General features: G+C 64.9%; 15 protein-coding genes, 2 tRNA genes and 1 pseudogene. 13 read left to right on the top strand and 5 right to left on the bottom strand.

What is annotated here, in order from left to right:
- Positions 1-59 precede the first annotated feature (59 nt).
- Positions 60-887 (bottom strand): MSCRAMM family protein, encoded by an 828-nt coding sequence (locus tag EDC39_RS04695; protein WP_148895218.1) that lies wholly within the window; start codon positions 885-887, stop codon positions 60-62.
- A 136-nt stretch (positions 888-1023) separates the two neighbouring features.
- Between EDC39_RS04695 and EDC39_RS04690 the strand changes: the two genes are divergently transcribed.
- From EDC39_RS04690 to hisI, 10 genes are all read left to right on the top strand, one after another.
- Positions 1024-2661, top strand: a complete 1638-nt coding sequence (locus EDC39_RS04690; protein WP_187426650.1) for a glycerol-3-phosphate dehydrogenase/oxidase — start codon at positions 1024-1026, stop codon at positions 2659-2661.
- Entirely contained in the window at positions 2658-4148 is a 1491-nt protein-coding gene (locus EDC39_RS04685) for a leucyl aminopeptidase (RefSeq protein WP_148895216.1), read from the top strand. Before EDC39_RS04690 ends, EDC39_RS04685 begins: the two co-directional genes overlap by 4 nt.
- 78 nt (positions 4149-4226) lie before the next feature.
- Positions 4227-4403: a hypothetical protein gene (locus EDC39_RS15295; RefSeq protein WP_187426649.1), complete on the top strand. Its 177-nt coding sequence runs from the start codon at positions 4227-4229 to the stop codon at positions 4401-4403.
- 165 nt (positions 4404-4568) lie between these two features.
- Complete coding sequence (locus EDC39_RS04680) at positions 4569-4772, top strand: cold-shock protein (protein WP_281289723.1); 204 nt, start codon at positions 4569-4571, stop codon at positions 4770-4772.
- 150 nt (positions 4773-4922) lie between these two features.
- Positions 4923-6497, top strand: coding sequence for a phosphoglycerate dehydrogenase (gene serA / locus EDC39_RS04675; RefSeq protein WP_148895215.1), 1575 nt, complete (start codon positions 4923-4925; stop codon positions 6495-6497).
- A gap of 19 nt (positions 6498-6516) precedes the next feature.
- Positions 6517-7818 (top strand): ATP phosphoribosyltransferase regulatory subunit, encoded by a 1302-nt coding sequence (gene hisZ / locus EDC39_RS04670; protein ID WP_148895214.1) that lies wholly within the window; start codon positions 6517-6519, stop codon positions 7816-7818.
- A gap of 5 nt (positions 7819-7823) precedes the next feature.
- A complete protein-coding gene (locus EDC39_RS04665) occupies positions 7824-9116 on the top strand; it encodes an adenylosuccinate synthase (RefSeq protein ID WP_148895213.1) in 1293 nt (430 codons plus the stop codon).
- A 157-nt stretch (positions 9117-9273) separates the two neighbouring features.
- Positions 9274-9349, top strand: a tRNA-Lys gene (locus tag EDC39_RS04660).
- Positions 9350-9404: 55 nt separating this feature from the next.
- Positions 9405-9482, top strand: a tRNA-Glu gene (locus EDC39_RS04655).
- 207 nt (positions 9483-9689) lie between these two features.
- Entirely contained in the window at positions 9690-10082 is a 393-nt protein-coding gene (gene hisI / locus EDC39_RS04650; RefSeq protein WP_148895212.1) for a phosphoribosyl-AMP cyclohydrolase, read from the top strand.
- Between the two features lie 54 nt (positions 10083-10136).
- On the opposite strand, the gene EDC39_RS04645 is transcribed toward hisI, so the two are convergent.
- The gene (locus EDC39_RS04645; RefSeq protein WP_148895211.1) at positions 10137-11129 is read right to left on the bottom strand and encodes a rhomboid family intramembrane serine protease; all 993 of its coding nucleotides are present in this window, start codon (positions 11127-11129) and stop codon (positions 10137-10139) included.
- A gap of 98 nt (positions 11130-11227) precedes the next feature.
- Between EDC39_RS04645 and EDC39_RS15915 the strand changes: the two genes are divergently transcribed.
- Positions 11228-11563 carry a GSU3473 family protein gene (locus tag EDC39_RS15915; protein ID WP_407925431.1) on the top strand — a complete coding sequence of 112 codons (336 nt, stop codon included), beginning with the start codon at positions 11228-11230 and terminating at the stop codon, positions 11561-11563.
- On the opposite strand, the gene rbr is transcribed toward EDC39_RS15915, so the two are convergent.
- Complete coding sequence (rbr, locus tag EDC39_RS04640; RefSeq protein WP_148895210.1) at positions 11533-12105, bottom strand: rubrerythrin; 573 nt, start codon at positions 12103-12105, stop codon at positions 11533-11535. The genes EDC39_RS15915 and rbr overlap by 31 nt on opposite strands.
- Before the next feature lie 156 nt (positions 12106-12261).
- Here rbr and EDC39_RS04635 point away from each other — a divergent pair, with 156 nt between their 5' ends.
- Together EDC39_RS04635 and rnhA are read left to right on the top strand one after the other, a co-directional pair.
- A complete protein-coding gene (locus EDC39_RS04635; protein ID WP_148895209.1) occupies positions 12262-12861 on the top strand; it encodes an arylesterase in 600 nt (199 codons plus the stop codon).
- 76 nt (positions 12862-12937) lie between these two features.
- Positions 12938-13393: a ribonuclease HI gene (rnhA, locus tag EDC39_RS04630; RefSeq protein ID WP_148895208.1), complete on the top strand. Its 456-nt coding sequence runs from the start codon at positions 12938-12940 to the stop codon at positions 13391-13393.
- 15 nt (positions 13394-13408) lie between these two features.
- Here the strand turns inward: rnhA and EDC39_RS15695 are convergent.
- Both EDC39_RS15695 and EDC39_RS15290 read right to left on the bottom strand, forming a co-directional pair.
- Positions 13409-13594 (bottom strand): annotated as a pseudogene (locus EDC39_RS15695) (TIGR00266 family protein); the annotation flags it as partial.
- Complete coding sequence (locus EDC39_RS15290) at positions 13552-13725, bottom strand: hypothetical protein (protein WP_187426648.1); 174 nt, start codon at positions 13723-13725, stop codon at positions 13552-13554. The gene EDC39_RS15290 and the pseudogene EDC39_RS15695, both read right to left, overlap by 43 nt.
- Positions 13726-13737 lie beyond the last annotated feature (12 nt).

Genomic DNA, 13737 nt, shown 5'->3' with positions numbered 1-13737 from the left:
GCTCCGAAAACAGAAACGGCCGGGTTTCCGTCAGCCCGGCCGTCCTTGCGAAGTGCCGTTCAATACGGGCGCCGGCTCTTGCCCGACTTGTATTCGCCGGTAAAGGGAGTCAGCACCAGGGTGATTCCCTCGACGAATTCCCCCTTCTTCACCCGAACGGACCGGGGCTTGTCGCCGCCGTAGCGGCCGTACAGTTCTCCCGGACGCGGCATGTCCCAGGCGTGCACCCGGGCGGCGAGATAGTAGGAACCGCCCTCCGGCAGATAGAGGGTGAAGCGCCCGTCGGCGTCGGAGAGGGTGGAGGCGAAATCGGGCAACCGCTTCATGTCGGCATCGACATAGGCGATGGCGAAACTGCCGGGAATCGGCTTGCCGGCCGCATCGACCAGCCGGCCGCGGATGCCGGTATCAGTCCGCCGCTCGACCGGGCTCTTCTTGAAGAACATCGGCGCCTTCATCGGCACCACCTCGAGATTCAGCACCGTCATCCAGCCTGGCCGGACCTCGACCTTGACCCGCTGGTGCTCCGAATAGTAGTCGCCGGGCGCCAGGGGGCCGCTCGGCTCGCCGCTCATCCGCTTGCGGGCGACCACGTAATAGGTGCCCGGCGGAATATCAAGCATGAACCGCCCGTCCTTGTCCGAGGGGCGCGAGATGTACTGCGAAGGTCCAAGCAGGTTGGACATGGTGTCGGCATAGACGTTGACGAAGGCGCCGGCCAGCGGCTCGCCGTTCTTCTTCAGCACCACGGTTCCGGACAGGCCGGTCCGCCCGTCCATGTCGACATAACTCACCCCTACAGCACTGTCATCCGCAACCTTCGTTCCCGTGCCCGCAACGCAGCCTGCCAGCAACACCAGCCCCAACAACCAGAAGATCCTGCGCATCACCCGCCTCCCGACTGGAAAAAGCTCCTGATATTCTATATCCTTTCAACGACACCCTGAAAGTCTACCGGGCCGGGGGAAAATGTCAAAACGGCCCGGCAACCCAACGCCCCTGGCGACCAGTAAACGGATTTCCATGCCTGTCGACCGCGCCGAAAAACTGCACCGGCTACAGCACCAGTCCTTTGACGTCCTGATCATCGGCGGCGGCATCACCGGCGCCGGCATCGCCCGCGAACTCGCCCTGCGCGGACTGAAGGTGGCCCTGGTCGACAAGGGGGATTTCGCCGGCGGCACCTCGAGCCGTTCGACCAAGCTGATCCACGCAGGCCTGCGCTACCTCGAGGGCGGCCGCCTCGGCCTGGTCCACGAATCTTGCAGGGAGCGCCGCCTGCTGCAGAAGCTGGCCCCGCACCTGGTCCGGCCGCTCCCCTTCCTCATCCCGGGCTACCGGGGTGACCGCCGTCCCTTCTGGATGATCCGGGCCGGTCTGACCCTCTACGACCTGCTCGCCCTAGGGCAGAACGCCCGCCGGCACCAGCTCTGCGCTCCCGGCGAGCTCGCCGAGGCGGAGCCCTGCCTGAAGCAGGAAGGCCTGGTCGGCGCCGCCCGCTACTGGGACTGCCGGATGGACGACGCCCGTCTCTGCCTGGAGAACATCCTGGCGGCGGAAAACCTCGGCGCCGTCTGCCTGAACCATGTCGCGGTCGAGGGGCTGATTCGCCGGGGCAGCCGCATCGGCGCGGCGGCCGTCCGCGACCTGGAATCCGGCCGGCAGACGGAGGTGGCGGCGCGAATGGTCGTCAACGCCGCCGGGCCCTGGCTCGACCGGGTCCGCCGCCTTGCCGGTCTCACCGCCCCAAGCCTGCGGCCGACGCGGGGAACACACATTCTGGTGCCGCGCATCAACCGGCGGGAAGAAGCCTTCTATCTCTCGTCCGGCCGCGACGACCGGCTCTTCTTCGTCATTCCCTGGGGCGAAATGTCGCTGATCGGCACCACCGACGTCGATTTCGACCGCTCCCCCGACTTGGTCAGCCCCGTTCCCGAGGACATCACCTACCTCATCGAGGAGAGCAACCGCCGCCTGCGGGACTGCCGCTTGCGGCAGCAGGATGTCATTGCCGCCTTCGCCGGCCTGCGCCCCCTCGTCCGCGACGGCGACGGGCCGGCCAGCCGGGTTTCGCGCGAATACCGGATTCTGCAGGAAATCGACGGCCTGCTTTCGGTGGCCGGCGGCAAGTACACCACCTATCGTGCCCTGGCCGCCAGGGTCGGCCGCCTGGTCTGCCGACATCTCGGCTGGCACGGCAAAGACGGACTCAGCGCCCGGGTTCCGCTTCCCGGCGGCGCCGTCGGCGACTTTGCCGAGTTCCGGACCCGCTGGACCAGCCGCCTGCAACGGCTCGGACTCGGCCCCGAACAGGCCGCCCCGCTGGTCGACCGCTACGGCGCCCGGGTGACCCGGCTGGAAGAGCTGTTGCTAACCGATACCGGACTGTGCCGGCCGCTCGCCGACGACTCTCCGCTGCTGACCGGCGAAGTCGTCTTCGCTGCCCGCTTCGAGGCGGCACGCACCCCCGGCGACATCCTGCGCCGCCGCACCACCAGAGCCCTCGAACCGGGGCAGGGGCTGGCCGACCTCGAGGCGACATGCCGGCTGCTGGCCGCCGAACTCGGCGTCGGGCCGGACACCGTCGAACAATGGAAAACGGATTACCTGAGCAGGGAAATCTGTTCCCTGCCAACTGACACAGGAGAAACCGACCGATGAAACTTCAGGTACGTTCCACCGATCCGCTGAAACAGAAGACCCCCTGCCTCGTCCTGGCCGTCAGGCAGGGCAGCTTAACCAGCGACCCCCTGAAATCGCTCGACCGGCAGCTGGGCGGGCGGCTGGCCCGCAGCCGCCGGGACGGCGAATTCGACGGCACCGCCGGCCAGACGCTGCTGCTGCACTGCGGCGACGAAATCGCCCCCGACCGGGTTCTGCTGGTCGGTCTGGGCAAACCAGGCCCCACGGACACCGAAACCGCCCGCCGCGCCGCCGGCCGGGCGATCCGGCTGCTGCGGGAGAAAAAGCTCGATCGTTTGGCCGTGCACCTGCCTTCCTTCGATCCGGTCCGCAACCGGCAGGAAATCTGGCAGGCGGTCATCGAAGGGCTGCTGCTCGGCGCCTACAGCTTCGACCGCTACATCGGGGAGAAAAAGGAGCGTCCCAGGCCCATGCGCGAGGCGCTGCTGCTGGCCGGCAGTCGCCGCCATGTGACACCGCTCGGCGAACTGGCCGCCAGGGCCGCGGCCGTCTGCGCCGGCGTCCGCCTGGCCCGCGATCTGGTCAACCTCCCCGGCAACGCCAAGGCACCGGAAGAACTGGCGCGCCAAGCGGAACAGCTCGCCGAAGAAGAAGCCATCGAATGCACCATCTTCGACCGGTGCCGGCTGGAAAAGGAAGGTTTCGGCGCCCTGCTCGGCGTCGCCCAGGGCAGCAGCCGCGAACCGCGGCTGATCACCCTCGAATACCGCGGCGCCGACAGCGGGCAGAAGCCGATCGCCCTGGTCGGCAAGGGCGTGGTCTTCGACGCCGGCGGCATCAGCCTCAAGCCTGCGGAAAAGATGGACGAGATGAAGATGGATATGGCCGGTGCCGCCGCCGTGCTCGGCACCCTGCGCGCCGCGGCGCGCCTGCGGCTGCCGATCAACCTGGTCGGGATCGTGCCGGCGGTGGAAAACCTTCCATCCGGTACCGCCTACCGACCCGGCGACATCCTCACCTCGCTGTCCGGCAAGACCATCGAGGTTCTCAACACCGATGCCGAGGGCCGGCTGATCCTGGCCGACGCCCTCACCTGGGCAGGCCGATTCGAACCGGAAGCCATCATCGACCTGGCCACCCTCACCGGTGCCTGCATCATCGCCCTGGGTCACCACGCCAGCGCCGTTCTCGGCAACAACCAGGGGCTGGTACGCCAGCTGCTGGCGGCGGGAGAGCGGAGCGGCGAACGGCTCTGGCAACTGCCACTGTGGGACGACTACGGCCAGCAGCTGAAGAGCAAGGTCGCCGACCTGAAGAACATCGGCGGCCGGGCCGCCGGCACCATCACCGCCGCCGCCTTTCTCAAGGCTTTCGTCGGCAAAAACCGCTGGGCGCACATCGATATCGCCGGCACCGCCTGGAAAGACCAGGAAGAAGACTACCGTTCCTTCGGCGGCTCCGGCGTCGGCGTCAGGCTGCTGATCGACTTCCTCAGCCGCCGCTAGCGGGCAAAATCGGCGACGCCCTCCTTGACTCCACAATATATTGTGGTATGAGAAAACCTAAACCACAAGGAGGTGCGTTTGCTACGTTACTGCGGCTGGTGCGGCAAATTCATGGGAGCCAACCGGGCCAGGGGGCACCAGATCGGCCCCGATCTCTGCGCCATCGACACCACATCGATCTGCCCGTCGTGCCTCGCGTCCATGGTCGGGGACCAGCAAAGGCAGAGGAAAGAAGAAAGGACCCGGCCGAACTGAAAAAAGAGGGATCCTGCCGAGTGCAGGGTCCCTCCTTTTTTCAGTTCAATGTGTCCTTCTTAACGAAATCTTCTTGATTGTCTCGTCGCAGCGGCTATAGTTTCTGATTGATATCATCTTGGGCCTGCCGGCCGAATGCTCCAAAACGCCAGGAGGACATGCATCATGACCATGCGAGGGACCGTGAAATGGTTCAACAATGCCAAGGGTTTCGGTTTCATCGAACAGGAGGGGGGACCGGACATCTTCGTTCACTTCTCCGCCATCCGGATGGAGGGCTACCGCACCCTCAACGAGGGTGACCTGGTGCAGTTCGAGATGGTGGAAGGCCCCAAGGGCCTGCAGGCCCAGAACGTCACCCTCTGCTGATATTCACCTGCCGGTCCTTTGGCCCGGTCGGCCGACCGGGCTAACTCCAGCGCCATTCGGGGTTTTCATTGACACGCAACTGACAGGTTGCTAGATTGGGAGTTTGCCGCGAAGGTGCTCAAAACCGGGCGCCAGGCATCCGTTTTGCCGATGAAAGTTCTCATTTCAGACACCTTTTCCCCCGAAGGCCTGCGACTTTTCGAAGAAGCCGAAGAGATCGAACTCGTCTACCAGCCAGGGATAACCGCCGACGAGCTGCTGACGGCCATCGCCGATGTCGACGCGCTGGTGGTCCGTGGAGGTACCCAGGTCGGCGCCGACCTGCTCGATCGCGCAGAACGGCTGCGGGTCATCGCCCGCGCCGGCATCGGGGTCGATAACATCAACCTGAAGGCGGCGAATCGCAAGGGGGTGGTGGTCATGAACACCCCCTTCGGCAGCACCACGACCACCGCCGAGCACACCCTGGCCATGCTCTTCTCCCTGGCCCGCAACATTCCGCAAGCCCACGGCTCGACCATCGCCGGCGGTTGGGCGAAGGACGATTTTCTCGGCGTCGAACTCGCCGGCAAGACCCTCGGTGTGGTCGGCGCCGGCAAGATAGGCCGACTGGTGGTCGAACGGGCACGGGCAATGGCGATGAAGGTCCTGGTCCACGATCCCTACCTTTCGTCCGAGATGATCCGGCAGATGGGGGCCGAGCCGGTCGAACTGGATGCGTTGCTGGAATCGTCCGATTTCATCACCCTGCACATCCCCCTCAACGCCGAGACCGAGTTCCTGCTCAACCGCAAGACTCTCGCCCGCTGCAAACCGGGATGCCGCATCGTCAACTGCGCCACCGGCGGTCTCATCGACGAACAGGCCCTGGCCGAAGCCATCGCCGGCGGCCAGATCGCCGGCGCGGCCCTCGACGTCTTCGCCCAGGAACCGCCGGCCGCCGACAATCCGCTGCTGAAACTGCCCCAGGTGATCTGCACGCCCCACCTGCGGGCGTCGACTCTCGATGCCCAGGTCAACGTCACCGTACAGGCGGCGCGGCAGGTCATCGCATTTCTGCGCCACGGCGAGGTGAGCAACGCCCTCAACGTACCCTCGGTCAGCGCTGAACTGCTCGCCGTTATCCGTCCCTACGTACGGCTCGGCGAAAAGCTCGGCCTGCTGCTGGCCCAACTGAGCGAAGGCGCCATCCGCAGCCTGCGCATCGACTATGCCGGCGACATCACCGAACACCCCATGGCGCCCATGACCTGCGCCGTTCTCAACGGCCTGCTCTACCCAGCTGTCGGGTCGATGATCAACTACGTCAACGCCCCGCACCTGGCCCGCGAACGGGGCATCGAAATCACCGAGTCAAAAAGCTCCCGCGCCGAAGGCTATACTGCTCTCATGCGCATCACCGTCGAGGCGGACGGCGGCCGGCACTCGGTCTGCGGTGCCTTTTTCGGCGGTCAGGGACGCATCGTCGCCATCGACGACTATCCGGTCGAAACCACGCCCGACGGTCCGCTGCTGATTCTCTACAACAGGGACGAGCCGGGGGTTGTCGGCTTTATCGGCCAGCTGCTCGGCGACGCCAGAGTCAACATCGCCAGCATGAACCTGGCCCGCGGCGAGAACGAAGCCTTGTCCATCATCAGGATCGACAGCCCGGTGTCCGAACAGCTGCTGGCGCGGATCGGCGAACACCCGGCCATCCGCGCAGTGACCCAGGCCATACTCTGAACGAGGTCCGAAAGCCTTCATGACTGAACTGCATTCGTCCACCGACATTGTACTGCCCAAAGGGGTCAAGGATTTTCTTCCGGCCCGCGCCGCCCGCATCGACTACCTGCGCCGCACCCTGCTCGACCTGTTTCACCGATGGGGATTCCGCCTGGTGCTGCCGGCCGGCCTGGAAAATCTCGACGTGCTGGAACGCGGACTCGGGCCCGACCTGCGACAGACCGCCGTCCGCTTCGACGACCGGCAGAGCGGCCGGCTGGTCGCCGTGCCGCCGGACATCACGCCGCAGATCGCCCGCATCGCCGCCACCCGCATGCATGAGCTGCCGCTGCCGTTGCGTCTCTGCTACAGCGGCCGGGTTCTGCGGCACGCCGAACAGCAGATGGGCAAGGACCGGGAGATCTACCAGGCCGGCGTCGAGCTGGTCGGCCTGCATCAGGCCGAAGCCGATGCCGAAATGATCGCCATGACAGTGGAGGCCCTCGAAACCCTCGGCGCCCGGGAATTCACCATCGATGTCGGGCAGGTCGAATTTGTCCGCGGCATCATGAACGACCTCGACCTCGAGCAGGACCAGCTCGCCCGGCTCAGGGACCACATCCGTCGCAAGGATGCTCCCGGCCTGCGCGACCTGCTCGAGGAACTGCCGCTGCCCGACCGGCGCAAGGAAGAGCTGTTGGCCCTGCCGCGCCTTTTCGGCGGTCGGGACGTGCTCGAAAAGGCGGCCGCGGTCGTCGAATCGACCGCGGCCCGCCAGGCTCTCGACAACCTGTATGAGGTTCTCGCCACCCTGGAAACCTACCGGGTCGATTCCTGGGTGCTGTTCGACCTCGGCGAGATCAGGGGATTGGACTACCACACCGGCATCACCTTCCAGGCCTTTCTGCCGGGCATCGGCCACGCCGTGTGCAGCGGCGGACGCTACGACAACCTGACCGCCCGTTACGGCCGCCGACTGCCGGCTACCGGCTTCACCTTCAACCTGCTGAACCTCTTCTTCGCCTTGGAGAAGGAACTGAGCGCGCCGGCCCTGCAGCGCACCGATTTTCTGCTTTTCCAGCAGGGCAGAGACAAACAGAAGGCACAGAAAATCGCCGCCCAGCTGCGCCGCCAAGGCTTTTCCGCCGCTCGCGACAGCTATCCGCGCTCGCTGCCGGAAAGCCTGGACTACGCGAAGAAGATGGACTACCGCTACGTCATGGTCATCGAGGAACAATCCGACCAGGTCGAACTGATTCGGGTCGACGACGAGCAGAAAACGAGCATCAGCGTCGCCGACATCGAAACCGGAAAGATCGGCCTGGCCATCCAGAGGAGCTGAAAGACATGCCGAACATCGTGATCGTCGGCGCCCAGTGGGGCGACGAGGGCAAGGGAAAAATCGTCGACATCTATACCGAGTACGCGGATGACGTCATCCGTTTCCAGGGCGGCAACAACGCCGGGCATACCCTGGTGGTGGGAGAGGAGAAGACCATCCTGCACCTGATCCCGTCCGGCATCCTGCATCCGGGCAAGCGCTGCGTCATCGGCAACGGGGTGGTGCTCGATCCGCGGGTCTTCATCAAGGAGATCGACGGACTCAAGGCCAAGGGTTACCTGCATGATGACAGCCAGCTGGTGATCGACGGCAACGTTCACATCATCATGCCTTGGCACACCGCCATCGATCTCGCCCGCGAAGAAGCGCGCGGCGACCGCAAGATCGGTACCACAGGCCGCGGCATCGGGCCGGCCTACGAAGACAAGGTCGGCCGGCGCGGCATCCGCCTCAACGACCTGGTCAGGCCGGACGTCTTTGCCCGCAAGGTGGACGAGGTGCTGCCGGAGAAGAACTTTCTGCTCGAAAAATTCTTCGGCAAGGCCCCTCTCGACCGGCAGGCAATCATCGACGAATACGGCAAATACGCCGAAATCCTGGGGCGCTACCAGGGCTGCGCCTCCACCCTGCTCGACCGCGAGATCAGGGCCGGCCGCAACCTGCTGTTCGAAGGCGCCCAGGGCGCGCTGCTCGACATCGACCACGGCACCTACCCCTTCGTCACCTCATCGTCCACCGTCGCCGGCGGCGCCTGTATCGGCACCGGCATCGGCCCGCGCCACATCGACCAGGTCATCGGCATCTCCAAGGCCTACGTCACTCGCGTCGGCAGCGGCCCCTTTCCGACCGAGCTGGAAGACGAAACCGGCGACGCCCTGCGCAAGGCCGGCCAGGAATTCGGCTCCACCACCGGCCGGCCGCGCCGCTGCGGCTGGTTCGACGCCGTCGCCCTGCGGGAAGCGGTTCGCACCAGTGGCCTGACCGGATTGGCCATCACCAAGCTCGACGTGCTGAACGCAATGGAAACCATCAAGATCTGCACCGGCTACTCCTGGCAGGGAGAACTGCTGGAGGACTTTCCGCGCGACTTCGAAATCCTGCGCGAGTGCAAGCCGGTCTACGAGCAGATGGACGGCTGGTGCAGCGACATCTCCTCCGCCCGAAGCCTGGACGAGCTGCCGGCGGCGGCCCGGGCCTACCTCGACCGCCTGGCGGAGGTGACCGGCTGCCCGCTGGTGCTGGTTTCGGTCGGTCCGCGCCGCGACCAGACCATTCAGATCAGTAATCCGTTCGCCTGACGGCGAAGCGGCAAGTTGTCCGCGTAGACTGCTAAAATCACTAGGCTTTTCCGACCCCGAGCGCAGAAAATGAAAAGCCTGTTTCATGACAGATTTTTTTGCAAAAAAAGGGTTGACTTGCTGGGGGCATTCCAGTATAAAGTCATCCTCGTTGCGTGAGCCGCTAGCTCAGTTGGTAGAGCATCTGACTTTTAATCAGATGGTCGTAGGTTCGATCCCTACGCGGCTCACCACTTTCAACAGCAACGTATTCGCGGGGACATTTCCCGCTGGGTACTTGAGTTACAAGTCCCCATCGTCTAGCCTGGCCCAGGACACCGGCCTTTCACGCCGGCGACGGGGGTTCGAATCCCCCTGGGGACGCCAAAAAAAGGCAAAAGGCCCTTTCGCGCAAGCGGAAGGGCCTTTTGCCTTTTCGCCGGGAGGGATTCGAAACGGAGCGAGCGCAGGCGACAAACAGCGGCTGTTGATGTTTCTCCCCGTTGTTGGCAGAATGCCCCAAGCGGCCCGTCGGCCGGACCGGTGTCCGGCGCGACGGGCCTTAACCCCATGCCGTCGATACGGAGAGATCCCATGGACAGAGAACAGCTCGAAGAAGGCAGCGAACTGCGAGTCGATTTCGACAAGCGAGGCGGACTGGTGCCGGCCGTGGTCCAGGACGCGACGGACGGACGGGTGCTGATGCTCGCCTACGTCAACCGGGAGGCGCTGGAAGCCAGCCTGCAAAAAGGGATGGCCACCTTCTGGTCGACCTCGCGCAACGCGCTCTGGACCAAGGGGGAAACCTCCGGAGACTTTCTGAAAATCGTCGACATCCTGGTCGATTGCGACCAGGACGCCCTCGTCTACCGGGTCGAGCCCCAGGGTGGCGCCTGCCACACGAAAGATCCGGCCAGCGGCAAAAGCCGCAAGACCTGCTTCTACCGCAGGATCGACCGCCAGGACCACACCCTGGTCCCGGTCTGACCGAAAAGCCGCAGGGCCCGGCCGGCTTGTGGGCCGGCACCTGCAACACCGCCCTCAGCTGCGTATCGCCAGCCACCAGGCCAGCGCCATGATTCCGGCCGCCGCCAGCGCCAGCAGGCGGTTCAGCCAGGGGCCGGGCCGACCGTGGCGCTCATGTCCCCAGGCAGCGACGACACCGAAAACCAGTCCGGTCAGCAGACCGAAAAGGTGCGCACCGAGATCGGTCCGCCCGTCGCCGGCACCCAGCATGGCGAGCAACCCCAGGGCCGCCGCCAGCGGCAGGGCCCACCGGCGCCACAGGGGCCGGCGGTAGCGGACAAGGTTGAGCCCGGCAATGAGACCGACGGCGGCAAAGACCGCTGTCGACGCTCCCACGGCATCGTGCGCGGGCGCCTGCAGCAGGGCATTGAGCCAGTTGCCGCCCATGCCGGCCAGCAGTACCAGCAGCCAGGCCGGCCCTGACCCGAGCTCGCGCGCCAGCCAGCCGACAGTCAGGATGCCGAAAACGACATTCCCCGCCAGATGCAGACCGCCTGTGTGCAGAGTCAGGGCCGTCGCCGTGCGCCACCATTGGCCATCCAGAATGAGACCGGCCCGGGCGCTGCCGGCGATCTGCCAGTTGACTCTGGGCAGCCAGTCCCGGGCCGCCGGCAGCTCGATCAGAAAGGAGAAGGCGCACAGCAGACCGAAGACCGCCAGGGTGGCAAGCTGGTTTTCCGGCAGCGGACGGGATTCCGGCAACGGCGGCGGCCAGTCCCTGTTCTCCAGCCGGTACAGCTCCAGTTGCCTGCGAGCCTCGATGAAAAGGGATTCCGGAACCAGCAGCAGCCGGCCGCCGCCAACCTTGCGTTGCCGGTAGGGGATGCCGCGTGAGGCCAGTACCAGCGACCAGACCCGACTCTCGGCCCGGGAGAGAGGAAGCCAGTCCCCACCGGTGCCGAGCGGATCATTGACCGGCCGCCATCCCGGCGGCGGCAGATATCCTTCGCCGTTCGCAGCTCTCCGACCTCCTGCAACAGTCGCGTTGCAACCATCCGATTCAGCCATCACCAGCCAGAGATAAAAAAAGAAAGGTTCATGGTTGCCGGCTCACCGTCGGCTGATATAAGTGCAAAACAGGGTCAAGGACAGGAGGTGTCCCCGCCATGATGATACGCGTCAGATACCCTGACGGTGAAACCCGCATGGTGCGGCCGCCGCTGCTCGACCACCTCATCCGCACCCGCAAAATCGTCGAATTCCAGCGCGAGGACGGCTGGGCATCGATCCGGTACGTACCGGACACGGCACCTGCCAGGGCCACGAACGACGGCAGGCCTCCCTGCTCTGAACCGAACGAAACACTCGGCAAGACCACCGGGAAAACAACCTCCCGCCATCGCCGTTTTCAGATAACGAAAACCGGACGGGGGACGTGTGTCCGGTACGCCCCCTCGTCTTCGCATTCTCCCTACCAGTTCTCGCCCAGCAGTTCGAAATAGGCCTTCGGATGCAGGCACGCCGGGCAGGCTTCGGGCGCGTTTTTGCCGCTATGCAGGTAGCCGCAATTGCGGCAACGCCAGACCACTTCGGTCTCGCGGCTGAAAACCCGGCCGGCCTCGAGATTGGCAAGCAGATCGTTGTAACGTTTTTCATGCTGCTTCTCGGCCACCGAGATGGCGCGCCAGGCGGCAGCGATTTCCGGAAACCCCTCCTTCTGCGCGATCTCGGCAAAGCCCGGATAGAGAACGCTGTGTTCCTCGTGCTCACCGGCGGCGGCCGCCTTCAGGTTTTCGGCGGTGGTGCCGATTCTGCCGGCCGGATAGGTGGCGGTGATTTCCAGGTCGCCCCCTTCGAGAAACTTGAAGAAGCGCTTGGCGTGTTCCTTCTCCTGGTTGGCGGTTTCCTCGAAAATGTCGGCGATCTGGACATAGCCTTCCTTTTTCGCCACCGAAGCGAAATATGTGTATCGGGTACGGGCCTGGCTCTCGCCGGCAAAGGCTTTCAGCAGGTTCTTTTCGGTTTCGGTTCCCTTGATGCTCATTCTCGTCACTCCTTCCGGTTGGCAACTCACGGCAGCGCTGCAGCCGCGGCAAGGCCCTATCCTCCGCCATCAAGCATCCCCGCTCCGGAGCGTTTCGTCAAGCGCGGTCGAGAAAACCGGCCACGGCAATGAAACGGTCTGCTATGATGACCAGGTATGCGCGCGCTGTGCCTCCTGTTTTTGCTCTTTCTCGCTGTTGCCGGCTGTGACCGACAGCCGGCCATCGGTCCGCTGACTGCCGGCGACCGGATTCTCGCCTTCGGCGACAGCCTCACCCACGGTACCGGCGCCTCGCCGGAACAGAGCTATCCGGCCGTGCTGGAACAGCTGCTGGGAAACGAGGTGATCAACGCCGGCATTCCGGGGGAGACCACCGCCGAAGGCCTGAAGCGGCTGCCGCGGCTGCTCGACAGGATTCGTCCCCGGCTGGTCGTTCTCATCCACGGCGGCAACGACTTTCTGCGCCGACTCGATCCGCAGGAAACCAGGGCCAACCTGCAGGCGATGATCGACCTCTGCCGTGAGCGGGGCGCGGATGTCGTGCTGATGGGCGTTCCCCGCCCCGGGCTATTTCTGTCGGCGGCGCCGTTGTACGAAGAGCTGGCTAAGCACAATCACCTCCCCCTGCTGGAAGATACGCTGAGCGGCATCCTGGCCGATCGCAGCCTGAAAAGCGACGCCATCCATCCCAACGCCACAGGCTACAGGCTGCTGGCCAGGAAACTGGCCGAACGGATCAGGGGCGCCCGAAACTGAATGTCCGGATACGAAACATCGATCCTTTGACCGACCCTCCCGATCTGCTATGCTGGCCGGCCAGGGAGGCGTATTCATGGCAAAGACTGCACCACTGGTCGAAATCTTTTCCGACGGCGCCTGCAGCGGCAATCCCGGCCCGGGAGGCTGGGGAACCCTGCTGCGCTGCGGCGACCATATCCGCGAACTGTCCGGCTTTGAGCCGGAAACCACCAACAACCGCATGGAGCTGACTGCGGCCATCGCCGGCCTCGAGGCCCTGAAGCGCCCCTGCCGGGTACGGCTGACCACCGATTCGCAATACCTGAAAAAGGGGATGACCGAATGGTTGCCGGGCTGGATTCGGCGCGGCTGGAAGAATGCCCAGAAAAAACCGGTCGCCAACCGCGATCTCTGGGAAAGGCTGCTCGAGCTGGAAAAGATTCACCAGATCGAATGGTGCTGGGTCAGGGGGCACGCCGGCCATCCGGAAAACGAGCGCTGCGACGAACTGGCCCGCGAGGCCATCGCCAACCGGCGCGGAATCCGCTGACCGGCGTCCCCGCCCTCAATCGCTAAGAAACCATCCTATCAATCCGCCGACCCACGAACTGGCATCGCCGGAGCCGGTGTTGCGCCCCACCACCGAGGCGATCCGGTCGGCCAGCCGCGAAAAGGGCAGGCTTTGCAGGTAGACCCGGCCGGGCCTCGTCAAGCGCGCCAGAAACAGGCCTTCGCCGCCGAACAGGGCGGTGCCTGCCTCGACTCCGGCTTCACGTCGGTCTTGCCGGTGTCGAAATGGACACCATAGATCGAGGCGTGGCCGCTGCGCTCGATGTCGTTCAACAGGGCCCTGGCGTCCACCTTGACCAGACCCGTCTCCATCGGCCTGGCCTC

This window comes from Geothermobacter ehrlichii (genome assembly GCF_008124615.1).
In the GTDB taxonomy this organism is placed as follows: Bacteria; Desulfobacterota; Desulfuromonadia; order Desulfuromonadales; family Geothermobacteraceae; genus Geothermobacter; species Geothermobacter ehrlichii.
This window is presented reverse-complemented; position numbering and strand designations above follow the sequence as displayed.